This is a genomic window from Kitasatospora sp. NPDC094015, assembly GCF_040304075.1.
Classification (GTDB): domain Bacteria; phylum Actinomycetota; class Actinomycetes; order Streptomycetales; family Streptomycetaceae; genus Kitasatospora.
The window spans coordinates 160,871-182,910 of sequence record NZ_JBEOUL010000006.1 but is presented as its reverse complement, the minus strand read 5'-3'; the positions used below and the strand labels follow the sequence as shown (position 1 = coordinate 182,910).

Here is a 22,040-nt window from a genome sequence, read left to right as displayed (position 1 = left end):
TGCCAACGGCGCGGCCTGGCGTTCGAATCCGACTGAGCTTCCGTACTCATGTGCACCCGGCCGGACGGCGGGCAGACTGCGGGGGTGCCCGCATCCGACCCGATCCCACCACACCACGGCGGCAACGGACCTGACGCCGCGTCGACCGGCGGCGCCCGGCCCGCACCACTGCCCGCCGCGCCCCGGCCGGCACCGACCGGGCGGCTCGCGGTCGGCCTGCTGGTGCTGGCGCTGGACGTCTGGCTGGCCGGCCTGGCGGCGCTGCTGCTGGTGCTGGCCGCGATCGGCCACCCGTTCCCCTGGGTCGACCCGCCGGCCTCCGGCGGCCCCGCCCCGACGCAGCGCTCCGAGCACGCCCCGCTGCTGATCGCCGCCGCCACCGCCGCCGTGCTGGGCGTGAGCGCGCTGGTGCTCGGCCTGCGCGGGCGCCGGGCCGCGGCCGCCGTCCAGGGCGTCCTGCTGACCGTGCTGCTGGTGACGGTGCTCGCGCTCTGGGCCGCCCGCCCCGGGCCGCCCGCGGTCGGCCCGGTACCGGCGCCGCACACCTACTGCCACAGCGGCGGGAGCTGCACCGCCTGCGACGCCGACGGCAGCTGCCGCGAGGTGCCGCCGAACTGACGCCGCGCGCCCCGGCCCGGCGTGATCGCCGACGCGTGATCGCCGACAATGGGGCGGTGGAGATCGAATCGTTCCGGGCGCTGCTGACCGACCAGGGCCGGGCCCTGCTGACCGAACTGCGCGAGTTCACCCAGGCGGAGGAGCTCGCGCTGGCCACCCGGCTGCGCCGGGAGTACCCGGCCGAACTCGTCCGGGCGGCCTTCGAGCAGGCCCGGCTGCGGCAGCGGGCCCGGGCGAAGTTCGGCCCGGACGCCGACCTCATGTACTTCACCCCGGACGGCGTGGAGCAGGCCACCCGGCGCAGCGTGGCCGAGTGGCGGGCCGAGCGGTTCGCCGCACTCGGGGTGCGGCGGCTGGCGGACCTGTGCTGCGGGATCGGCGGCGACGCGATCGCGCTGGCCCGGGCCGGGATCGCGGTGCTGGCGGTCGACCGCTCCGCGCTGACCTGCGCGGTGGCCGAGGCGAACGCGGCGGCGCTGGGCCTGGCCGATCTGATCGAGGTGCGCTGCGCGGACGTCGCCGAGATCGACGTGAGCGGCTTCGACGCGGTCTTCACCGACCCGGCCCGGCGCACCGAGCGCGGGCGGGTCTTCGACCCGGAGGGGTACTCGCCGCCGCTGTCCTGGGCCGTCGAGGCGGCCCGCCGCACCCCGTTCGGAGCGCTCAAGGTGGCCCCGGGCATCCCGCACGAGCTGGTGCCGCCGGGCGCGGAGGCGGAGTGGGTCTCGGACCACGGCGAGGTGAAGGAGGCGGTGCTGTGGTTCGGCACCGGCGCCGCCGAGCCGCACCGGGCCACCCTGCTGCCCGGGGACCACAGCCTGACCGGCGGCCGGCTGCCCGACCCGGCGGCGGGCCCGGTCGGGCGCTACCTCTACGAGCCGGACGGCGCGGTGATCCGGGCCCACCTGGTGGCCGAGGTGGCCGGGCGGATCGGCGCCCGGCTGATCCACCCGATGATCGCCTACCTGACCGCCGACCGGCTGGTGCCGACCCCGTACGCGCACGCCTTCGAGCTGACCGACGTGCTGCCCTACAAGCCGAAGGCGCTCAAGGCGCTGGTGCGCGAGCGCGCCGTCGGCACCGTCGTGATCAAGAAGCGGGGGGTGTCGGTGGTCCCGGACGAGCTGCGCCGGCAGCTGCGGCCGGCCGGGCCGAACACGCTGACGGTGATCCTCTGCCGGACCGACGACGGGCCGCTGATGATGCTCGGTCAGCCGGTCGGCGGCTGGACGTAGTCCTCCAGCCGGGCCACCGCGAAGCCCTGCTCCTGGATCCGGGCGAGCAGTTCGCCGAACATCGCGGTCATGCTCTCGCCCTTGAGGTCCTTGGGCCCGCGGAAGTGCGCCAGGATGATGTCGCCGGGCCGCAGCTTCTTGTCGGCGGCCTGGTACTGCATGTCGTGGATCTGCATCGACTCGCGCCAGAGCACGATCCCGCGCGGACCGCACTGCTGGACGGCGGTGTTGAGCGCGGCGGTGTTGGCGCCGTCGCCGTACGGCGGGCGGAACAGCAGCGGGGCGGTGCCGTACTGCTGGGTGAGGGCGGACTGCGCGTCGCAGACCTCGCTGTGCAGCTTGTCCGGCGCCAGCTTGCTCATCACCGGGTGGTCCACGGTGTGGTTGTGGATCTGGTTGCCGAGCGCCTGGAGCGGCTTGAAGTAGCCGTAGTCGTCCTTGACGATGTCGCGGGTCAGGAACATCGAGACCGGCACCTTGAGGTCGGTCAGCATCTGGACGAACTTCGGGTCCTTCTCGGCCCCGTCGTCGAGGGTGACGAAGACGACCTTGTCGTGCGTCGGCACCTCGCTGAACACCGGCACCGGCCCGGTCCTGGTCAGCTTGATCGGCTTGTCGGCCGGCGCGGGCGGGGCCGGCGGCAGCGCGGTCAGCCCCCACTTGGCCCAGCCCGCGCCCGCGGGCGGGACGGCCCCCGGGCCGGTCGGTGCGCCGCCGGACGGAGCCCCGGACGAGGAGCCCGGGCCACCGGACGGGGTGCCGCCACCGGGCGTGGACAGGCTGGCCGCCCCCTGGCCCGCCCCCGAGTCGCACCCGCTCACCAACGCCAGCACAGCCAGCACCGCCAGGACGTACGTCCTCTTCACCCCTGCTCCCCCGTCGTTCAGCGAACTCTCAGGAATGAACGCTACTCGACGTGTTGACGGGTGAACGACCACCGGTGCACCGGCCTGGAGAGCAGCCCGGCCGGGGCCTCGGGCACCGGCCCGGGCCCGTCGGTCCACCAGCTGATCAGCAGGACCCGGTCGCCCGAGGCCGTCAGCAGCTCGGCCCGCTCCAGCCCGGCCGCCGCGCGCAGCGCGGGCAGCGCCTCGGCCAGCACCCAGGCCGCCAGCTCGGCGGCCCGGCCCTCGGCGGCCCGGGCCTCCCACATCGCGGCGACGGTCACCGGGTCAGCGCCTGGTGGGCGTGCGCGTGGACGTCACCGTGGCCGGCGCCGGGCACCGAGACCTCGGTGACCGGCAGCGAGGAGTCCGCCGACAGGTCGAAGGAGGAGGCCGCCCGGTTGCGCCAGACCATCTCGGAGCCGAGCGCGGCCACCATCGCCCCGTTGTCGGTGCACAGGCCCGGGCGCGGCACCCGGAGCACGATGCCGGCCTTGTCGCAGCGCTGCTGCGCCATCTCGCGCAGCCGGGAGTTGGCGGCCACGCCGCCGCCGATCATCAGGTGGTCGACACCGCTGTCCTTGCAGGCCCGCACGGCCTTGCGGGTGAGCACGTCGGTGACGGCCTCCTGGAAGGAGGCGGAGACGTCGGCGATCGGCACCTCCTCGCCGGCCCGGCGGCGCGCCTCGACCCAGCGGGCGACGGCGGTCTTGAGCCCGGAGAAGGAGAAGTCGTAGGCCGGGTCGTTGGCGTTGCTCAGGCCGCGCGGGAAGGCGATCGCCTTCGGGTCGCCCTCGCGGGCGGCGCGGTCGACCACCGGGCCGCCCGGGAAGCCCAGGCCGAGCACCCGGGCGACCTTGTCGAAGGCCTCGCCGGCCGCGTCGTCGATGGTGGCGCCGAGCGGGCGGACGTCGGTCGTGATGTCCGAGCTGAGCAGCAGCGAGGAGTGCCCGCCGGAGACCAGCAGCGCCATCGTCGGCTCGGGCAGCCGGCCGTGCTCCAGCTGGTCCACGCAGATGTGCGAGGCGAGGTGGTTGACCCCGTACAGCGGCTTGTCCAGCGCCCAGGCGTACGCCTTGGCGGCGCTGACGCCGACCAGCAGCGCGCCGGCCAGGCCCGGGCCGGCGGTGACGGCGATGCCGTCCAGGTCGGTGGCCTTGACCCCGGCGGTGTCCAGCGCCCGCTGGATGGTCGGGATCATCGCCTCCAGGTGCGCCCGGCTGGCGATCTCCGGGACGACGCCGCCGAAGCGGGCGTGGTCGTTGACGCTGGAGGCGACCGCGTCGGCGAGCAGGGTGGTGCCCCGGACGATGCCGACCCCGGTCTCGTCGCAGGAGGTCTCGATGCCGAGGACGAGCGGTTCGTCAGCCATGATCGGGGTCCTTCGAATCGTGCTTCGGTTCGTGCGAGGGGTGGTCGAGGCGCATCACCAGCGCGTCGACGTTGGCGGGCTGGTAGTAGCCGCGACGGACGCCCACCGGCTGGAAGCCGAAGCGCTCGTACAGCCGCTGCGCGCGCAGGTTGTCCACCCGGACCTCCAGCAGCAGTTCGGTGCAGCCGCGCCGGGCGGACTCCTCGACCAGGTCGGTGAGCAGCACCGCCCCGAGGCCGGCGCCCTGGTGGCCCGGGGCCACCGCGATGGTCTGGACGTCGCCCTCGACGCCGACCGCCATCAGGCCCGCGTAGCCGACCACGGAGCCGTCGGCGGCGGTGGCGACGGTGTAGTGCCTGGTGCCGCCGGGGTGCGCGTCGGCCAGCTCGGACCAGTACATGGCGGGCGACCAGGCGTCCTCGGGGAACAGCCGCAGCTCCAGTGCCATCACCGGTTCGATGTCCCACCAGCGCATCGGCCGCAGGCTGACGGCGGAGCTCACGCCGGGAGCACCGCCTTGTACCCGGCCGGCACCTGGGCGTCCGGGCGGCGCAGGTAGAGCGGCACGTTGGGCAGCAGCTCGCGGCCGGCCGCGAGTTCGGCGACGGCGAAGCCGGCCAGCGCCCCGGCCGAGACGTGCTCGGGGCCGCGGGCGCCGGGGAAGGCGTCCGGGTAGAGCAGCGCGCCCGCGCCGACGGCCTGCGCCTCGGGGGTGAGTTCGGCCGGGCGGTCCACCGAGGGCCCGGCGACCCGGGTGCCGTCCGCGTCGTAGGAGGCCCAGTAGACCTCCTTGCGCCGGGCGTCGGTGGCCGCGGTGAACGGGCCGGTCAGCCCCTCGGTGCGGGCCTGGTGGGCGATCGCGTCCAGGGTGCAGACCCCGTGCACGGGCAGGTCGAGCGCGTGGCCGAGCGCGGCGGCGGTGACCAGCCCGACCCGCAGTCCGGTGTACGGGCCGGGGCCGACGCCGACCGCGATGCCGGTCAGCCGGCGCTTGTCCACGCCCGCGGTGCGCAGCACCTCGTCGATGGTCGGGAGGAGCAGCTCGCCGTGGCGCCGGGCGTCCACCTGGTACGACTCGGCGAGGACGGTCGTACCGTCGTGGACGGCGGCCGTGACGGCGGGGGTGGCGGTGTCGAACGCAAGCAGCAGCACGGGTCCAAGGTTAGAGGGTCCACCGGGTGGGCCGTCCGTTCGAGGTGGGCCCGCGGCGTGGAACACGCGATCGGATCGATCCGAAAAGCCCGGCCGGACCTGGCACGATGGGCCGTGTTACCCGTCCCTGGCGAGCAGTGGGAGCAGACGTGGCGAAGCTGGGTGCTGGGCTGGTGGTCACCGGTCTCACGCTGGGGGCGATGGCCACGATCGGCCTGCTGGCCTTCCAGGCGAGCGGGGCCCAGGACCGGGCGCTCGCGGCCGGGTACGTGCCGCCGGTCGCCCCGCTCACCTCGCCGCAGCCGACCGTGCCGCCGGCGCCCCCGCTGCCGGCCAACTCGGGCACCGGGCTGCGGGTGGTCTACTCGCTCGGCGCCAAGCAGGTCTGGCTGGTCGACCCGCGCAAGAACCCGCAGGTCACGGCGTCGTTCGCGGTGGTCCCCGGCTCGGTCTCGCCGCCGGTGGGCAGCTACCCGGTGTACAGCCGCACGGCGGCCGGCACGGGCACCGACGGCCGGAAGATCGAGCACGTGGTGCGGTTCTCGCAGCAGGGTGCGGTCTTCGGTTTCAGCGCGGCGATCGACCAGGGTGCCGGCAGTGCCTCGCCCGGCGCCGTCCCGTCCGCCTCGGCCTCCGCGGCCGCCTCGACCGACCCGAACGCCAAGACCGGCGGGATCCGCTCCGGCCGGGCCGACGGCCAGCTGCTGTGGGACTTCGCGCCGACCGGCACCACCGTGGTCGTCATCCCCTGAGCACGGCCCCGGCTCGGGGCCGGGTGGCGGCTCAGGCCGCGCGGGGGTGTGCCGGCCGCGCGGCCGGGGCCTCGGCGCAGGCGGGACGTCCGTCGGCGGCGGGCCGGCGTTCCGGCGGGGTGGAGACCGCGGCGGCGGCCGCGCAGGCGGCCAGCAGCGTGCTCATCGGCACGGCCGCGGGTGCGGGCTCCGCGGCGGGGGCGGTGCCCCTGATGGTCGTGGTGCTCGTGGTGCTCGTCATGGTGCTCGTCATGGCGGGAGGCTCCCCAGTTAGGCATACCTAACCACAGCGGAACCATCCCATCACGCCCGGCGGCCCGCCCGCAACACCTTGCCGACAGCCTGTCGGGAAACTCCGCTACTCCTCACCCAGGCGGGCGAGGTCCACCCCGTCCCACCGGCCGCCGAGCCCCGTGAGGGTGACCGCGCGCGGGTCGCCGTCCTCGGTGATGGTGCTGCCGCCGAGGGCCCGCTCGATCCGCACCTCCAGCCGGTCCTCCGAGAGGTCCTCGACCTTGCCCTCGCCCCACTCGACCACCACCACCGACTCCGGCAGCGACACGTCCAGGTCGAGGTCCTCCATCTCGTCCAGCCCGCCGCCGAGCCGGTACGCGTCCACGTGCACCAGTGCCGGGCCGCCGACCAGCGAGGGGTGCACCCGGGCGATCACGAAGGTCGGCGAGGTGACCGCGCCGCGCACCTGGAGGCCAACCCCCAGGCCCCGGGTCAGGGTGGTCTTGCCGGCGCCCAGTTCACCCGAGAGCAGGACCAGGTCGCCGGGCCTGAGCAGGCCGGCCAGGTCCCGCCCGAGCCGGTTCATCCGCTCGGGGGTGGCGACGGTGACGGTGGTCTGGGTGCCCATGGCGCGTGCGGTGCCTCTCGTCCGGGTGCGCCGCCCTGCGACGGCGGCTCCCGCTACGGTGCCACACCGCGCGGCGGCCGCACGCACCGCTCAGTCGAGCAGGCTGCGGACGCCCTCCGGCAGCGGCGCCGCGTGCGCGTGGTCGGTGGCCCGGCGCAGCAGTGCGGCGAGCTCCCGGTCGACCACCTCGGGGCGCTCCAGCATCACCAGATGGCCGGCGTCCGGCACGAGCACCAGATCGGCGCCGGGCAGCGCCGCCGCGATCGCCTCGCTGTGCTCCGGCGGGGTGAGCAGGTCCTTGGTGCCGGCCAGCACCAGGGTCGGGACGCCCTCCAGCGCAGCGAGGGCGGCCGTCTTCTCGTGCGCGGAGAACGCCGGGTAGAACTCGGCCACCACGTCGATCGGGGTGGCGTCCAGCAGCTGCTCGGCGAACCGGGCCACCGACGGGTCGACGTCCTTGCCGCCGAAGGAGAACCGCCGGTAGAACACGCTCGCCACGTCCGCGCCGAAGCGCCTGGTCGCCTCCACCAGCTCGACCTGGCGGCCCAGCAGCCGCACCACCCCGGGCGCGACCCGGCGCATCAGCCGGGCGCCGACCAGCGGCAGTCCGAAGGTCACCGAGTCCCAGTCGCCCGCCAGGGTGCCCACCAGCGCGACCCCGGCCACCCGGTCCCGGAACAGCTCGGGGTGCTGCTCGGCCAGCGCCATCACGGTCATTCCGCCCATCGAGTGACCGACCAGCACGATCGGGCCCTCGGGCACCACCGCGTCCAGCACCGCCTTGAGGTCGGCGCCGAGCTGGTCGATCGAGGCGGGCTCGCCCGCCAGGTACGAGCGGGAGCGCTCGGAGCGGCCGTGGCTGCGCTGGTCCCAGAACACCAGCCGCAGGTCCTCGCGGAGCACCGCCCGCTGGAAGTGCCAGCTGTCCTGGCTGAGGCAGTAGCCGTGGCAGAAGACCACGGTGAGCGGCGGCGCCGCCGGGCCGGACGCCGGCCCGAAGCTCCGGCGGCTGCCCGCCCGCACCAGCGCGCCCGAACCGGCCAGCAGGCCGGGCAGCCCGGTGCGGTCGACCGGCCCCTCCCCGCGCCGCCGGGCGAACCAGCCGCGCCGGGTCGCCGGGCCCTCCTCGGGCACCACCTGGACCGGGTCCGGCCAGCCCGCGCCGTCCAGCTCCACGTACAGCTCGGTGCCGTCCGGTGCGGGGACGGTGCGCGGGCGGCCGCGCAGCGAACCGAACGGGGCGGCCGCGTCCAGCTCCGCGCGGGCCCGGCGGCGCATCGACCGGCCCACCGTCAACCGCTCCACCGCGACGCCGGCCGCCGCCCCGGCGGCCACCACGCCCAGCGAGATGCCGATCAGCCCGGCCCGGCTCACCCCGGCCGAGGCCGATCCGGCGGCCTTGGCCACCGCGGCCACCGGGTTGCTGCTCGCGCCGGGCTCGGTCATGAGGAGGTGCTACCCACGTAGCGGCGCGGTACCCGGGCGCCGATCCGGGTGATGATCTCGTACGAGATGGTGCCGCAGGCCCGGCCCCAGTCCTCGGCGGTCGGCTCGCCGTGCTCGCCGGTGCCGAACAGCAGGACCTCCTCGCCCACCACCGGGGTGTCGCCGCCGAGGTCGACCACGAACTGGTCCATCGCCACCCGGCCGGCCACCGTCCGCCACTTGCCGCCGATCAGCACCGGCCCGGTCCCGCTGGCGTGCCGCGGGATGCCGTCCGCGTAGCCGACCGGCACCAGGCCCAGGGTGGTCGGACCCGAGGTCGTGTAGTGGTGGCCGTAGCTGACGCCGTGGCCGCCGGGGACGGTCTTCACCAGGGCCAGCCGGGCGGTCAGCGACATCACCGGACGCAGCCCGAAGTCGGCCGGGGTGCCCACCTCGGGCACCGGCGACAGCCCGTACATCGCCAGGCCGGTGCGGACCAGGTCGTAGTGCGAGGCCGGCAGCAGCAGGGTGGCCGGCGAGTTGGCCAGGTGCCGCACCTCGGGGCGCACCCCGGCCCGCTCGGCGTACGCCAGGGCGGTCTCGAAGGAGTCCAGCTGGGCCTGGATCGACGGGTGGCCCGGCTCGTCGGCGGCCGCGAAGTGCGACCACAGACCGACCACCTCGATCAGGCCCTCGGCCTGCGCCCGCAGCGCGGCGGCCACCAGGTCCGGCCAGTCGTGCGGCTGGCAGCCGTTGCGGCCCAGGCCGGTGTCGGCCTTCAGGTGCACCCGGCCCGGCACACCGGTCTCCCGGACCGCCGCCACCAGCTCGTCCAGCGCCCAGCGCGCGCTCACCGAGACGTCGACGGCGGCGCACAGGGCCTGCTGCCAGGGGCCGCCCGGCGTCCACAGCCAGCACAGGATCCGGGCCTGCTCGGGGCCGATCCCGGCGGCGCGCAGCGCGAGCGCCTCCTCCGGCATGGCCGCGCCGAGCCAGCCGATGCCCGCCGCGACGGCCTCCTGGGCGCACCGCACGGCGCCGTGGCCGTAGGCGTCCGCCTTGACCACGGCCATCAGCGCGGGGCCGTCCGTCCGGGCGCGCAGTGCGGCCAGGTTGGCCCGCAGGGCGGCCAGATCGATGGTCGCCTCGGCTCGCGCCCCCTGCGCGAGGACGGCCGTACCGGTGGTGTTCGCAGTTGTCATCGCGTATCAGTCTCCCAGACGGCCGCCGGTGCCCCGTGAACGGCCCGCGGGGGTGGGGGCCGGACCTGCGAAGACGCTCCGCGGGGGCGGCGGGGTTCCGGCGGGACGCGGCGGGGCGGGGTGCCACCGGGCGCGGTGGGGACGGGACGGGAGGTGGGCTGCCGGGGCCGCGCAGTTCCCCGCGCCCCTGAGGTGGCCGGGGTCAGGGTTGGGTGGCTCGCCAGGCGGGGTGGAGGGCGGTGGCGATGGCCAGGGCGGTGGTCGGGGTGTCGCCTTGGGAGGCGGTGCGGCCGGCCAGGCCGTGGAGGTAGGCGGCGACGGAGGCGGCGTCGAAGGGGGTGAGGCCGGTCGCGAGGAGGGAGCCGGCCAGGCCGGAGAGGACGTCGCCGCTGCCCGCCGTGGCGAGCCAGGGGGTGCCGGTGGCGTTCACCCGGGCCGGGCCGGCCGGGTCCGCGACCACCGTGGTCGAGCCCTTGAGCAGCACGGTCGCGCCGTACGCCGCCGCCAGCCGCCGGGCGGTCGCCAGCCGCGCCGCGGCGAGCGCGTCCGCGGCCGGGGGCGCCCCGCCGTCCGCCCCGGCGAGCAGCCGGGCCGCCTCGCCGGTGTGCGGGGTGAGCAGCACCGGCGCCGACCGGCCGGCCAGCGCGGTCGGCCCGAGCCGGGCCAGCTCGGTCAGGCCGTCGGCGTCCACCAGTACCGGCACGTCGGTGGCGAGCGCCTGGGCGAGCGCGTCGGCGGCGCCGTCCCCGCCGCCCGGCCCGACCACCCAGGCCTGCACCCGTCCGGCGTCCGCCGGTCCGCCGGTGCTGACCAGCGTCTCGGGGAACCGCCGGACCACCTCCTCGACCGCCGTCCCGGCGTACCGCACGGCGCCCGCGCTGCCGCGCAGCGCGCCCGCCACGGCGAGCACCGCCGCACCGGGGTAGCGCGCGGAGCCGGCCGCGATGCCGACCACCCCGCGCCGGTACTTGTCGCTCTCCGCCGACGGCCGGGGCAGCAGCGCGGCCACGTCCGCGTGCTGGAGCGCCGTGACCGCCGCCTCGGGCAGCGCCAGCCCGATGTCCACCAGGTGCACCACCCCGGCGTACGAGGCGCCCGGGTCGATCAGCAGGCCGGGCTTGTGGGTGCCGAAGCAGACCGTGACGTCCGCCCGCAGCGCGACGCCGTCGACCTCCCCGGTGCCGGCGTCCACCCCGCTCGGCACGTCCACCGCGACCACCGGCCCGCGCCGGGCCATCGTGGCGTACGGCTGCGCCTCGGGCCGCAGCCCGCCGCGGCCGCCGATCCCGACGATGCCGTCCAGCACCAGGTCGGCCCGCTCGAACTCGGTCCGGTCCTCGGTCACCCGCCCGCCGGCGGCCCGCAGCGCGGCCAGCCCGTCCGCGTGCACCCGCTCCGGTGACAGCAGGACGGCCCGCACCCGCGCCCCGCGCCGGGCCAGCCGGGCGCCGGCGTACAGCGCGTCGCCGCCGTTGTCGCCGCTGCCGGCCAGCACCAGCACCCGGCCGCCGTAGACGCGGGGCAGCAGGCCCGCGCAGATCGCGGCGAGGCCGGTGGCGGCCCGCTGCATCAGCGTGCCCGCGGGCAGCCGGGCCATCAGTTCGGCCTCGGCCGCTCGGACCTGCTCGACGGTGTGTGCGTGGCGCATCTCGCTGCCTCCCGGGGCTCAGCCTTCGGCGATCACCACCGCCGACGCTACGCCCGCATCATGACTGAGCGACACGTGCCACGACCGGACGCCCAGCGCGGCCGCCCGGGCCGCCACCGTCCCGGTGACCCGCAGCACCGGCCGGCCGGAGGGCTCGGTGTGCACCTCGGCGTCGGTCCAGCGCAGGCCGGCCGGCGCGCCGAGCGCCTTGGCCAGCGCCTCCTTCGCGGCGAACCGGGCCGCCAGCGAGGCGATCCCGCGGCGCTGCCCCGAGGGCAGCGTCAGCTCGGCCGCGGTGAACAGGCGGTCCGCCAGCTGCGGCGTGCGCTCCAGGGACGCCTCGAACCGGTCGATGGCCGCCACGTCGATCCCGACCCCGATGATCACGCTGAACTCCTCCGTCGCAACCGTCCGTGGCCCGGACCTTACGGCACACTTCCGGGTGAGAACCCCTCCGATCGCCCGCCTGCCCCGGTCCGTACACCTACCGTGTTGCGCAGCAATCCCCGGCAGGAGGGAGAAGGGCCATGGTCGCCACGCCGGCCGTCGAGCACCCGTTGCCCGGGGACGATCTCCTCAGGGCGTTCCTGGAGCTGGACACCCCGGCCGGCTTCAAGACCGAGCTGATCGAAGGGGAGATCGTCGTGCGCCCACCACCGGACGGGTCGCACGAGACCGCGTTCGCCCTGGTCAACCGGCAGTTCATGCGTCACGCCGCGCTCGACCTGGACCTCTCGGGCACCAAGGGCCTCGTGACCCCCGGGGGCAGGTTCATCCCCGACGGCACGGTCAGCCCGGTGCGCCACTTCGAGTCCTCCGAGTCCTGGGCGGATCCGGCCGGGGTCCTGCTGGTCTTCGAGATCACCTCGACCAACCCGGGCAAGGACCGCGCGGCCAAGCGCCTCGGCTACGCCGCCGCCGGCATCCCCTGCTACCTGCTGATCGACCGCGACGAGGCGCACGCGACGCTCTGCACCGACCCGGCCGGCGGGGACTACACCGCCCACGTCGAGGTCCCGTTCGGCAAGCCGCTCGACCTGCCGGCGCCGTTCTCGTTCCCGTTGGACACCGCCGCGCTGCGCTGACCGGCCGCCCACCGGCCCCGTGCGGACGCAGCGGTGGGGCCCGCCGCGAGCGATCGCGACGGGCCCCACCCGGCCCTACGGGTCGTCCGCTCGACTACTCGACCGTGACGGACTTCGCCAGGTTGCGCGGCTGGTCCACCTCGTGGCCCTTGGCCGTGGCCAGCTCGCAGGCGAAGACCTGCAGCGGGACGGTCGCGACCAGCGGCTGCAGCAGCACCGGGGTGACCGGGATGCGGATCAGGTGGTCGGCGTACGGGACGACCGCCTCGTCGCCCTCCTCCGCGATCACGATGGTGCGGGCACCGCGGGCCCGGATCTCCTGGATGTTGGAGACGATCTTGTCGTGCAGGATCGAGCGCCCGCGCGGCGAGGGCACGACCACCACGACCGGCAGCCCCTCCTCGATCAGCGCGATCGGGCCGTGCTTGAGCTCGCCGGCCGCGAAGCCCTCGGCGTGCATGTACGCCAGCTCCTTGAGCTTGAGCGCACCCTCCAGGGCGACCGGGAAGCCGACGTGGCGGCCGAGGAAGAGCACCGACTTGGCGTCGGCCAGCGAACGGGCCAGGGCCCGCACCGGCTCCATGGTCTCCAGGACCTGCTCGACCTGCTTGGGCGCGTCCGAGAGCTCCTGGATGACCGCGGAGATCTCGTCGCCCCACTTGGTGCCGCGCACCTGGCCCAGGTACAGCGCGACCAGGTAGCAGGCCACCAGCTGGGTCAGGAACGCCTTGGTGGAGGCGACCGCGACCTCGGGGCCGGCGTGGGTGTAGAGCACCGCGTCGGACTCGCGCGGGATGGTCGAGCCGTTGGTGTTGCAGATCGCCAGCACCTTGGCGCCCTGCTCGCGGGCGTGCCGCAGCGCCATCAGGGTGTCCATGGTCTCGCCGGACTGCGAGATGGCGATCACCAGGGTCCGGTCGTCCATGATCGGGTCCCGGTAGCGGAACTCGGAGGCGACCTCGACCTCGCAGGGGACCCGGGTCCAGTGCTCGATCGCGTACTTGGCGATCATGCCCGCGTGGAAGGCGGTGCCGCAGGCCACGATGACGACCTTGTCGACCTCGCGCAGCACCTGGTCGGGGATCCGCAGCTCGTCCAGGTGGAGCCGGCCGTCGGTGCCGATCCGGCCGAGGAGGGTGTCGGCGACGGCCTTCGGCTGCTCGGCGATCTCCTTGAGCATGAAGTAGTCGTAGCCGCCCTTCTCGGCGGCGGAGGCGTCCCAGTCCACGTGGTACTCGCGGACCTCGGCGGGGGTGCCGTCGAAGTTGGTGACGGTCACCGCGCCGTGGCGCAGCTCGACCACCTGGTCCTGGCCGAGCTCGATCGCCTCGCGGGTGTGGGCGATGAACGCGGCGACGTCCGAGGCGAGGAAGTTCTCGCCCTGGCCGCGGCCGACCACCAGCGGCGAGTTGCGGCGGGCGCCGACCACCACGTCCGGGGCGTCCGCGTGCACCGCGACCAGGGTGAAGGCGCCGTCGAGCTGGCGGCAGACCACGCGCATGGCCTCGGCCAGGTCGCCGTCGTACGCCTCGCCGAGCAGGTGGGCGACGACCTCGGTGTCGGTCTCCGAGCGCAGGGTGTGGCCGCGCTCGGCGATCGCCGCGCGCAGCTGCGCGAAGTTCTCGATGATGCCGTTGTGGACCACCGCGACCCGCTCGGCGTCGTCCAGGTGGGGGTGGGCGTTGGCGTCCGTCGGGCCGCCGTGGGTGGCCCAGCGGGTGTGGCCGATGCCCGTGGTGCCGGCCGCGAGAGGGGTCTCGGCCAGCGACTTCTGGAGGTTGACGAGCTTGCCCGCCCGCTTGTCCGTCACGAGGCTCCACTGCCCGTCGGAGCCCTGCGTCTGCACCGCCACACCGGCCGAGTCGTACCCGCGGTACTCCAGCCGCTGCAGACCTGCGATCACTACGTCCAGGGCCTGCTGGGGGCCCACATATCCAACAATTCCGCACATGTGCGCCAGCATATGCGGGCATCCGTTCCCCCAGGTTCACGGTGGCCCGCCTGGCGGGTGACCGACACCACAGCACCCGCCCGGCCCGGCACGGCCCACAATGGACCACGTGCTGACCGAACTCTGTACCCGGGGCGCCGCCGCCACGCCCACGCCGTCGCCGTACGTCGACCTGGACCGGGCGGAGTGGAGCGCCCTGCGCGAACGGACGCCGCTGCCGCTGACCGCCGAGGAGGTGGAGCGGCTGCGCGGCCTCGGCACCGCCCTGGACCTGGACGAGGTGCGGGACGTCTACCTGCCGCTGTCGCGACTGCTGAACCTCTACATCCACGCCACCCACGAACTGCGCGGCGCCGTCGGCACCTTCCTGGACGTCGCCGACACCGAGCGGGTCCGGACCCCGTTCGTGATCGGGGTGGCCGGCTCGGTGGCGGTCGGCAAGTCGACCACCGCCCGCCTGCTGAAGGCCCTGCTGGCCCGCTGGCCGGAGCACCCGCGGGTCGAACTGGTCACCACCGACGGCTTCCTGCTGCCCAACGCCGAGCTGCGCCGGCGCGGCCTGATGGCCCGTAAGGGCTTCCCCGAGTCGTACGACCGCCGGGCGCTGATGCGCTTCGTGGCGGACGTGAAGGCCGGCAAGGAGCGCGTCTCGGCGCCGGTCTACTCGCACCTGGTGTACGACATCGTGCCGGACGAGCGGCTGACGGTGGAGCGCCCGGACATCCTGATCGTCGAGGGCCTGAACGTCCTCCAGCCGGCGCTGCCCGGCACCGACGGCCGCACCCGCCTCGCGGTGGCCGACTACTTCGACTTCTCGATCTACGTCGACGCCCGCACCGACGACATCGAGAGCTGGTACCTGTCGCGGTTCAAGAAGCTGCGGGACACCGCCTTCCAGGACCCGAACTCCTACTTCCGCCGGTTCACCGAGGTGCCGGAGGAGGAGGCGCTGGAGTACGGCCGCCAGGTCTGGCGCACCATCAACCGCCCCAACCTGGTCGAGAACGTGCTGCCCACCCGCGGCCGGGCCACCCTGGTGCTCCAGAAGGGCGGCGACCACAAGGTCCGCCGCGCCCTGCTGCGCAAGCTCTGACCCCTTCCGGAATTCCGCACGGTCGACCAAGGGGGGGTAAACAAATGAAAAAGCGGAGCTGATTTACGGTCAGCATCACGACTCGGTTCCGATGGGCGGCGGGGACGGGCGGCATATCCGCTATGCCGGAAATGCCGGAATCTTCACCATCTCGGCAGGCCATATCATCGATGGGCCCGCGCGCCGCAGGCCAGAGATGAAACGGATGACGGACTACCCCAGATGCTCGCCTTCTTGTTGGAAATCAGGCAATGGTGGACGGTCGGAGCCATCTACCCCTTCGCCGCCTTCATGGCAGCCATCTGGGCGCTCTGGTTCGTCCGGCTGGCGCTCGCCCGGCGCTACAAGCCGTGGGTCCGCCCGCACGCCGCCACCACCTCGGTCATCATTCCGGTCGTGGACGAGCCGGTCGACCTCTTCCACACCGTGCTCGACCGGATCATCGACCAGCAGCCCACCGAAATGGTGGTGGTCATCAACGGCAAGCGGAACGAGGTCCTCGAGTCGGTCTGCGACCAGCTCGGCGTGTACTGGGTGTGGACCGAGACCCCCGGCAAGCGCAATGCCCTGCGGGTCGGCCTCGAGGTCTGCACCGGCGACATCGCCGTCCTGGTCGACTCCGACACCATGTGGACCCCCACCACGCTGGTGGAGCTGGTCAAGCCCTTCCGTGACCCCGAGGTCGGCGGGGTGACCACCCGCCAGCGCATCCTCGACCCCGGGCGGTCGATCCTCACCCGGTGGGCCGACTGGCTGGAGAGCGTCCGCTGCCAGTACTCGCTGCCCGCGATGAGCGTGCTCGGCACGGTCGGCTGCCTGCCCGGCCGCACCATCGCCTTCCGCCGGCAGATCCTGCTGGACTGCATGGAGGACTTCCTCGGCGAGAAGTTCCTCGGAGTCTTCCTGGAGGTGAGCGACGACCGGACGCTCACCAACTACACCCTCAAGCAGGGCTACAAGACCGTCTACCAGGCCACCTCCCTGGTCTACACCGACGCCCCGCTGGAGCTGCGCAAGCTCGCCAAGCAGCAGTACCGCTGGGCCCGCGGCTCGCAGTACAACACCCTGCGGATGCTCCCCTGGATGCTCCGCCGGGCCAAGATGCTGGCGCTGTTCTACAGCGTGGACATAGCCGTCCCGTTCGTGCTGCTGGGCAGCTTCGCCTCCTGGGGCGTGGCGCTCTGGCACCGCACCGGGCCGAGCCTCTACTCCGACCTGCCGCTGCCGGTGACGCAGTGGAAGGCGGTCGCCCTGGTGCTGGTCCTGGCGGCGGTGATGTCGCTGCTGTCGGTGGCGGTCCGGTTCGGGCGCCACTTCGCCTACCGGGCGCAGGACCTGATCTACCTTCCGGTCTTCATGGTGATCAACACCTGCATCCTCCTGCCGGTGCGCCTGCTGGGCTTCTTCCGGATGGGCCACAACGCCTCCTGGGGCACCCGTAAGGACAGCTTCGCGGGCGAGCGCGCACGCAGCCCGAAGGTTGTCATCCCCTATCTCCTGGGCAGCGCGATGCTGATCGGCGCGGTGATGATGAGTGTCTGACACGATCCAGAATCAACTGACCACGGAGCGGGCCCAGGACCAGCAGACGGTCGCCCGCCGGCACCGCAAGAAGCTGCACTGGTGGTCACGCGGCAGCGGGATCCGGCTGCGGATCTGGATGGTGGTCAACATCCTGCTGCTGGGCGCGCTTTCGTACGGCGTGCTCGCCGCGCTCGGCACCGAGGCGCACGGCCCGCGGTACCAGGGGCTCGGCCGCCCGGCGGGCGTGCCCGGCATCCGCGAGCTGCTCGCACCGGCGCCCCCGAAGGTGCCGGACAAGTCGGTCTTCAGTTCCCCCGACGGCAAGTACTTCGGCGTCAGCACGGTCGAGGCCCCCTGGTCCGCCTCCGAGCTGGAGCAGGTCGCCGACCACGCCGGCGTCCGGCCGACGATGGCCGAGTACTTCGTCCGCTGGAACGCCGACTTCGACCCGAAGGCGGTCAGCAAGGCCTACGACCACGGCACCCTGCCGGTGCTCGCCTGGGAGCCCTGGGAGGGCGAGGAGGCCGGCCACACCGACCAGCCGCAGTACAGCCTGGCCAGCATCATCGACGGCTCGCACGACGACTACCTGCGGCGGTTCGCCGCGGCGGTGGCCGACCAGAAGTGGCCGATCGCGATCCGGTTCGCCCACGAGATGAACGGCACCTGGTACCCCTGGTCGGAACAGGAGAACGGCAACAAGAAGGGCGAGTACGTCCAGGCCTGGCGCCACGTGCACGACGTCTTCGACCGGGCCGGCGCCGCGAACGTGATCTGGGTGTGGAGCCCGAACATCCTGCGCCCGGTGCCCAACGTCGACCTCGCCCAGCTCTACCCCGGCGACGACTACGTCGACTGGATCGGGATGGTCGGCTACGGCACCAAGACCGAGAGCAAGGCCGAGCAGACCTTCGGCCCGACCATCTCCGTGCTGCGCGGGATCACCAAGAAGCCGATGCTGATCACGGAGACCGGCCGCGAGCCGAACACCACGCTGAAGGCCGAGTGGACCACGGACTTCCTCGGCTGGCTCGGCCAGCAGCCGGACGTCCTGGGCTTCATCTGGTTCCAGCGCGACACCGACCAGGGCGGCAAGGCCGACTGGCGGTTCGACGAGACGCCGGCGGCCCAGCAGGCCTTCTCCGAGGGCATCCGCAAGGTCAAGCTGGCGGACGGCCTGGGCTGAGCGCCGCGCCCACGAACGACTGTGCCGGGCCCCGCACGACGGGGCCCGGCACAGTCGTCGGATCAGCGGCCGGCCTGCGCGGCCTCCGGTGACAGGTAGACGTAGTAGGCGCCGTGGGTGGCCGTGTTGTCGGTCGGGATGGTCGCCAGCAGCTGGTAGCCGGCCTCCTTGACGACCGGTTCGACGGCCTTGTCGGTGGCCCGGGTCTGGGCGAAGTCGAGCACGATGATCCGGTACTTGTGGTCCCGGATCGCGGCCGAGAACGCGGGGACGCCGCTCAGCTTCCGGCCGGTGCCCGGCTCGGTGTACGTGCCCACCACCAGGTCGTGCCACTGCTGCCAGTTGCTCTCGTCCTTGAAGTAGTACGCGGCGACGTTGTAGTCCTCGATCAGGTAGTCGTCCTCGCCCTTGTGCACGTAGGGCCGGATCGCCTCGATCATCGGCGTCGAGTTGGGCCAGGCGCCCATCATGAAGCTCGCCTGGCCGGCACCGATCAGGCCGATCGGGGCCAGCGCCAGCACCCCGACCAGGGTGGTCACGGCGGCCCGGGGCATCAGCTCGGCCCGGACCACGGTCGTCACCGTCCGGGCCAGCAGGGCGCCGGCGACGATGCAGGCGAACCAGGCCCCGAAGTCGACGTGCTTCTGCAGCGACAGCCAGGTGTGGATCCGGATCTGGTTGACCGGGGCCGCGATCCCGCCGAGCAGCAGCACCAGGGCGAGCCACGCGGGCACCCGCGCCGCCGGCCCCCGCCCGCGGGCCGCGAGGAACGCCACCACCACACCCGCCAGGGCCAGCAGGACGAGCGCGCCGACCCACTCGGCCGCCTCCTCCGCCACGTAGGCATAGGTGTCCTGGGCGGGCTTGCGCAGCAGCGTGGTCTTCTCGAAGCCGCGGTAGTAGAGCTCGCCGGCGAGCAGCGCCGGGCCGGCCGCGATCAGGGCCCAGGCACCGGTGAACAGGAGTCCGTTCCGCCAGCGCGTGCGCTGCCAGGCCGCGTAGCCCGGCCCGGCCAGCACCGCCAGGCCCACGATCACGGGATTCCACAGCAGCGAGGCGTACTTGGTGAAGTTGGCCAGCACCAGCAGGGCCGCCCCGAGGACCAGGTAGCGCCGGCCGTCGCCGAACGCGAAGCGGACCGCGCCGTACGCCGCCCACGCCATGAGGGCGAGCGCCATCGCGTCGTAGGTGGCGAACGCGCCGAGGAACTGGGTCGGTCCCAACGCGACGAACAGCGCGGAGGCGAAGAAGGCGGCCCGGCCGTCGTGGAGCCGCCGGGTCACCAGGTGCACGGCGACCGTGGCGGACAGCATGAAGGCCAGGCTGAGCAGCCGGGCGCCCTCCAGCGAGGCCGCCTTGTCGACCAGCGCCACCAGTACCGGGTAGAGCACCGGGACGCCGGAGAAGAAGGTCTCGTAGGTGGCGACGTTCTCGCCGTGCACCAGGTGGTCGAACTCCTGGTGGCCGGCGTAGATGTAGGTGCCCTCGTCGATGAAGGCCGTGGTGGTGCCGATCAGCCGGGCGGAGAGCACCACCTGGACCACCAGCACCAGTCCGAGCGGGAGCCGGCGCAGCAGGCCGGCGGCCGCGCCCCCGACGTCCGCGCGGCCGTCGGCCCGTGGACCGGTACCGCCGGTTCTCTCCCCCAACTGCACACCGACGCCGGCCAACGGGTCCCTGCCATTCTTCTGCGGTGGAATCGGCCGTACCCGGCCGGGCACCATGCTAGGGCGCGCGTTCGACCACCGGTCGGGCGGCCCGGAGGTACGGCGGGTGCGAACCGGTGCCGCGTCAGGAGGCGGCGCGCAGCGGCCAGTCGGCCAGCCGCTGGGTGGCCAGGCCCGTGCTGAAGGCCCGCTGCGAATCAGCGGAGGTGGTGAACCGCCAGTCGTAGCGGCCGCGCCCCTCCTTGTTGTGCTGGAACCAGCAGAAGCCGATGACCTTCGGGTGGGAGCGCAGCCAGACGAACAACTCCGAGGTCCAGTCGGTGCGGTGCTCGCCGGGCTTGACCGAGGTCTCCCCGATGAAGATCGGTTTGTCGGCGATCGCGGTCAGGGCGTCGTAGGTGGCTTGGAGCGTGCGCTCGGCGCTCTCGTCACCGGTGCTGTAGGCATCGGTGCCGATCCAGTCCACGTAGTCGTGACCCGGGTAGTAGCCGGCCGGGTCGGCCTCGCTGTCCCCCACCGCGTCGGGGCACCAGAACCAGACCACGTTGGTCACGCCCTCGTCCCGGAAGAGGTCGTGGACGTGGCGCCAGGCCGCGACGTAGTCACCGGCCCGGTTGCCGTTGCGGCCCTGTGCCCAGGGGTACCAGTCGGCGTTCATCTCGTGCGCGAAGCGGAGCACCACCGGCTGCCCCTGCGCCTTGACGCCCTGGGCGAACCGGGTCAGGTAGCCGTCGTGCGCACCACTGGTGATCCGGCGCAGCGCGTACTGCGGCTGATCGACGTTCTGGTCGCCGCCGGCCCAGGGTTCCCAGGTCAGCAGCGGGACGGCGCCGAGCTCGTAGGAGCGCTCGACCGTGTCCGGGTCGAACTCCTCGTTCCACTTGACGAAGTACTCCTGGACGGTGGGGCGTTCGCCGGCCGCCGCGGCCACCTCGTCGGTCTCGGCCTGGTTGGGACCCTTCGGCGTGCTGACGCCGAACAGCAGCCCGTCGGGATGGACGACCGCCTTGCGGTCCACCTGCGCGACGGCCGTGCCGGTCGGGGCCGGCCTCGGCGCCAGCGAGGGGAACAGGCTCGGGAACGGCCCCGCCCCCGCTCCGCCGCCCGAGTCGTCCGACCCGGCGGCGACGAAGCCCAGGGCGCTGACCAGGGCGAGCGCCAGGACGGTCAGGAGCAGGATCCTCGGGCGCCGGATCCGCAGCTGCGGGACCGGCCGTCCGAACGGCGAGCGACGTACCACGGGCGGGTCAGCCGGAACTCTTCATCGCGGCGCGACCACGCTCCGTCAGAACGCCCAGCACGTACTTCTGCACGTCGGCGGCGGCCCGCGGGGCCGGCTTGTCCGGCGCGGAGGGGCTCAGGTCGCGGTTGCCCGAGGTGGTGAACGAGACGTAGCGGCCGATCGCCTTGTGCCCGATGTCGCACTTGGTGACGTCGGGGCAGACCTTCGGCACGGTGTCCTTCACCAGCACCTTGACGTTGCCGGCCGCGGCGCCCTCGGCCTTGTCCGCCTGGCCCTTGCTGTCGAAGACGGCGACGCCGACGGTCACCACGGCCCCGTCCGAGACGTAGGTGGCGAGGTAGACCCCGCGGCACTTCTGCGCGTCGAGGACGGCTCCGAGACCGTTGTTGGTGGCGTTGCCGCACAGGTCGGAGAACTCCGTCGCGCCGCGGGTGTAGGCCCGGCCGTCCACGGTGATCTGGGCCTCGGGGAAGAGCGTGTCCACGGTCATCGGCGCGGTGTCGGTGCCGGCCTTGGCCAGCGCCGCCTCCGGGCTGGTCGGCTGGGCACTGGGCGTGCCGCTCTTGCCACCGGGGGTGGACGGGCCGGACGACACCTTGGGGGCCGCCGGGTTGTCCGGCTTCTCGTCCTTGCCGGCCACGTGGATCACCACGGCGGCGATGCCGGCGAGCGCGACGGTGGCCAGCAGCGCGACGGCCACGGCGACGGTGCGCTTCTTCTTGCGCCCCTCCGCCTCGTGGCGCGCGGCCATCGCCGACCAGTCGGGCTCCTCCGCACCGTTCTGGAAGGTCGCCGGGCCGTACCGGCCCTCGACCGGCGGCTGGCCACCGGGGTACTGCCCGAACGCGGCCGGGTTGTACGGGGCCTGATAGGGCGGCGGGGTCTGCGCGGTGGCCGGCTGACCGGGGAAGCCTGGCTGCTGCGGCGGGTAGCCGTAACCGGGCTGGGCACCTTGGACGGGCGCGCCCTGGCCGGGGTGCGCCGGCACCGCCTGGCCGGGCACCGGCTGCTGCGGCGGGTACCCGTACCCCTGGGGCGGCACCGCTTGCCCGGGCTGCTGCGGCGGCTGTCCGGCCACCGGCTGCGACTGCTGCTCCTCGGACATCAGTAACACCCCCACCCTCTGCTCACGCGGAGCATA

General features: G+C 73.8%; 22 protein-coding genes. 7 read left to right on the top strand and 15 right to left on the bottom strand.

Annotated features, from left to right (window positions below):
- Positions 1–84: 84 nt before the first annotated feature.
- Together ABT014_RS10355 and ABT014_RS10350 are read left to right on the top strand one after the other, a co-directional pair.
- Positions 85–618, top strand: coding sequence for a hypothetical protein (locus ABT014_RS10355; protein WP_350638260.1), 534 nt, complete (start codon positions 85–87; stop codon positions 616–618).
- A gap of 56 nt (positions 619–674) precedes the next feature.
- Positions 675–1,853, top strand: a complete 1,179-nt coding sequence (locus ABT014_RS10350) for a class I SAM-dependent methyltransferase (RefSeq protein WP_350638259.1) — start codon at positions 675–677, stop codon at positions 1,851–1,853.
- On the opposite strand, the gene ABT014_RS10345 is transcribed toward ABT014_RS10350, so the two are convergent.
- Genes ABT014_RS10345 through tsaB form a run of 5 tightly spaced genes read right to left on the bottom strand, consistent with a single transcriptional unit; the run spans position 1,829 to position 5,261 of the window.
- Complete coding sequence (locus tag ABT014_RS10345; RefSeq protein WP_350638258.1) at positions 1,829–2,719, bottom strand: polysaccharide deacetylase family protein; 891 nt, start codon at positions 2,717–2,719, stop codon at positions 1,829–1,831. The genes ABT014_RS10350 and ABT014_RS10345 overlap by 25 nt on opposite strands.
- A gap of 41 nt (positions 2,720–2,760) precedes the next feature.
- Positions 2,761–3,021, bottom strand: coding sequence for a hypothetical protein (locus ABT014_RS10340; protein ID WP_350638257.1), 261 nt, complete (start codon positions 3,019–3,021; stop codon positions 2,761–2,763).
- Positions 3,018–4,109 (bottom strand): tRNA (adenosine(37)-N6)-threonylcarbamoyltransferase complex transferase subunit TsaD, encoded by a 1,092-nt coding sequence (tsaD, locus tag ABT014_RS10335; RefSeq protein ID WP_350638256.1) that lies wholly within the window; start codon positions 4,107–4,109, stop codon positions 3,018–3,020. The genes ABT014_RS10340 and tsaD overlap by 4 nt, the downstream gene beginning before the upstream one ends.
- Entirely contained in the window at positions 4,102–4,584 is a 483-nt protein-coding gene (rimI, locus tag ABT014_RS10330; RefSeq protein WP_350638386.1) for a ribosomal protein S18-alanine N-acetyltransferase, read from the bottom strand. The genes tsaD and rimI overlap by 8 nt, the downstream gene beginning before the upstream one ends.
- A 23-nt stretch (positions 4,585–4,607) precedes the next feature.
- Complete coding sequence (gene tsaB / locus ABT014_RS10325; protein WP_350638255.1) at positions 4,608–5,261, bottom strand: tRNA (adenosine(37)-N6)-threonylcarbamoyltransferase complex dimerization subunit type 1 TsaB; 654 nt, start codon at positions 5,259–5,261, stop codon at positions 4,608–4,610.
- A gap of 149 nt (positions 5,262–5,410) precedes the next feature.
- Here tsaB and ABT014_RS10320 point away from each other — a divergent pair, with 149 nt between their 5' ends.
- Entirely contained in the window at positions 5,411–6,013 is a 603-nt protein-coding gene (locus tag ABT014_RS10320) for a hypothetical protein (RefSeq protein WP_350638254.1), read from the top strand.
- A 31-nt stretch (positions 6,014–6,044) separates the two neighbouring features.
- Here the strand turns inward: ABT014_RS10320 and ABT014_RS10315 are convergent, their stop codons facing one another.
- The 6 genes from ABT014_RS10315 to ABT014_RS10290 all read right to left on the bottom strand — a co-directional run bounded on the left by ABT014_RS10315 (position 6,045) and on the right by ABT014_RS10290 (position 11,537).
- Positions 6,045–6,266 (bottom strand): hypothetical protein, encoded by a 222-nt coding sequence (locus tag ABT014_RS10315; RefSeq protein WP_350638253.1) that lies wholly within the window; start codon positions 6,264–6,266, stop codon positions 6,045–6,047.
- A gap of 105 nt (positions 6,267–6,371) precedes the next feature.
- Complete coding sequence (gene tsaE, locus ABT014_RS10310; RefSeq protein ID WP_350638252.1) at positions 6,372–6,875, bottom strand: tRNA (adenosine(37)-N6)-threonylcarbamoyltransferase complex ATPase subunit type 1 TsaE; 504 nt, start codon at positions 6,873–6,875, stop codon at positions 6,372–6,374.
- Between the two features lie 90 nt (positions 6,876–6,965).
- Positions 6,966–8,321, bottom strand: coding sequence for an alpha/beta fold hydrolase (locus ABT014_RS10305; protein ID WP_350638251.1), 1,356 nt, complete (start codon positions 8,319–8,321; stop codon positions 6,966–6,968).
- The gene (alr, locus tag ABT014_RS10300; protein ID WP_350638250.1) at positions 8,318–9,502 is read right to left on the bottom strand and encodes an alanine racemase; all 1,185 of its coding nucleotides are present in this window, start codon (positions 9,500–9,502) and stop codon (positions 8,318–8,320) included. The genes ABT014_RS10305 and alr overlap by 4 nt, the downstream gene beginning before the upstream one ends.
- A gap of 202 nt (positions 9,503–9,704) precedes the next feature.
- Positions 9,705–11,150, bottom strand: a complete 1,446-nt coding sequence (locus ABT014_RS10295) for an NAD(P)H-hydrate dehydratase (protein ID WP_350638249.1) — start codon at positions 11,148–11,150, stop codon at positions 9,705–9,707.
- 18 nt (positions 11,151–11,168) lie between these two features.
- Positions 11,169–11,537: a holo-ACP synthase gene (locus tag ABT014_RS10290; protein WP_350638248.1), complete on the bottom strand. Its 369-nt coding sequence runs from the start codon at positions 11,535–11,537 to the stop codon at positions 11,169–11,171.
- 140 nt (positions 11,538–11,677) lie between these two features.
- Between ABT014_RS10290 and ABT014_RS10285 the strand changes: the two genes are divergently transcribed.
- Positions 11,678–12,235 (top strand): Uma2 family endonuclease, encoded by a 558-nt coding sequence (locus ABT014_RS10285; protein WP_350638247.1) that lies wholly within the window; start codon positions 11,678–11,680, stop codon positions 12,233–12,235.
- A gap of 94 nt (positions 12,236–12,329) precedes the next feature.
- On the opposite strand, the gene glmS is transcribed toward ABT014_RS10285, so the two are convergent.
- Positions 12,330–14,186 carry a glutamine--fructose-6-phosphate transaminase (isomerizing) gene (gene glmS / locus ABT014_RS10280; protein ID WP_350638246.1) on the bottom strand — a complete coding sequence of 619 codons (1,857 nt, stop codon included), beginning with the start codon at positions 14,184–14,186 and terminating at the stop codon, positions 12,330–12,332.
- Between the two features lie 100 nt (positions 14,187–14,286).
- On the opposite strand from glmS, the gene coaA reads away from it, so the two are divergent.
- The 3 genes from coaA (at position 14,287) to ABT014_RS10265 (ending at position 17,989) form a co-directional block, all read left to right on the top strand.
- Positions 14,287–15,279, top strand: a complete 993-nt coding sequence (gene coaA / locus ABT014_RS10275) for a type I pantothenate kinase (RefSeq protein ID WP_350638245.1) — start codon at positions 14,287–14,289, stop codon at positions 15,277–15,279.
- 237 nt (positions 15,280–15,516) lie between these two features.
- Positions 15,517–16,821 carry a glycosyltransferase family 2 protein gene (locus tag ABT014_RS10270; RefSeq protein ID WP_350638244.1) on the top strand — a complete coding sequence of 435 codons (1,305 nt, stop codon included), beginning with the start codon at positions 15,517–15,519 and terminating at the stop codon, positions 16,819–16,821.
- Entirely contained in the window at positions 16,814–17,989 is a 1,176-nt protein-coding gene (locus tag ABT014_RS10265) for a glycoside hydrolase family 26 protein (RefSeq protein ID WP_350638243.1), read from the top strand. Before ABT014_RS10270 ends, ABT014_RS10265 begins: the two co-directional genes overlap by 8 nt.
- Positions 17,990–18,051: 62 nt before the next feature.
- Here the strand turns inward: ABT014_RS10265 and ABT014_RS10260 are convergent, their stop codons facing one another.
- From ABT014_RS10260 to ABT014_RS10250, 3 genes are all read right to left on the bottom strand, one after another.
- Positions 18,052–19,638, bottom strand: coding sequence for a glycosyltransferase family protein (locus ABT014_RS10260; protein WP_350638242.1), 1,587 nt, complete (start codon positions 19,636–19,638; stop codon positions 18,052–18,054).
- Positions 19,639–19,780: 142 nt separating this feature from the next.
- On the bottom strand, positions 19,781–20,896 hold the full coding sequence (locus ABT014_RS10255) for a glycoside hydrolase family 26 protein (RefSeq protein WP_350638241.1): 1,116 nt from the start codon (positions 20,894–20,896) through the stop codon (positions 19,781–19,783).
- Between the two features lie 7 nt (positions 20,897–20,903).
- Complete coding sequence (locus ABT014_RS10250; RefSeq protein ID WP_350638240.1) at positions 20,904–22,004, bottom strand: hypothetical protein; 1,101 nt, start codon at positions 22,002–22,004, stop codon at positions 20,904–20,906.
- Positions 22,005–22,040 lie beyond the last annotated feature (36 nt).

Coding starts and splice junctions, on each gene's coding strand:
- glmS (WP_350638246.1), bottom strand. CDS start 14,186: ATGTGCGGAATTGTTGGATATGTGGGCCCCCAGCAGGCCCTGGACGTA.
- ABT014_RS10250 (WP_350638240.1), bottom strand. CDS start 22,004: ATGTCCGAGGAGCAGCAGTCGCAGCCGGTGGCCGGACAGCCGCCGCAG.
- ABT014_RS10315 (WP_350638253.1), bottom strand. CDS start 6,266: ATGACGAGCACCATGACGAGCACCACGAGCACCACGACCATCAGGGGC.
- ABT014_RS10305 (WP_350638251.1), bottom strand. CDS start 8,321: ATGACCGAGCCCGGCGCGAGCAGCAACCCGGTGGCCGCGGTGGCCAAG.
- ABT014_RS10285 (WP_350638247.1), top strand. CDS start 11,678: ATGGTCGCCACGCCGGCCGTCGAGCACCCGTTGCCCGGGGACGATCTC.
- ABT014_RS10295 (WP_350638249.1), bottom strand. CDS start 11,150: ATGCGCCACGCACACACCGTCGAGCAGGTCCGAGCGGCCGAGGCCGAA.
- tsaD (WP_350638256.1), bottom strand. CDS start 4,109: ATGGCTGACGAACCGCTCGTCCTCGGCATCGAGACCTCCTGCGACGAG.
- tsaE (WP_350638252.1), bottom strand. CDS start 6,875: ATGGGCACCCAGACCACCGTCACCGTCGCCACCCCCGAGCGGATGAAC.
- rimI (WP_350638386.1), bottom strand. CDS start 4,584: ATGCGCTGGTGGGACATCGAACCGGTGATGGCACTGGAGCTGCGGCTG.
- alr (WP_350638250.1), bottom strand. CDS start 9,502: ATGACAACTGCGAACACCACCGGTACGGCCGTCCTCGCGCAGGGGGCG.
- coaA (WP_350638245.1), top strand. CDS start 14,287: ATGGACCACGTGCTGACCGAACTCTGTACCCGGGGCGCCGCCGCCACG.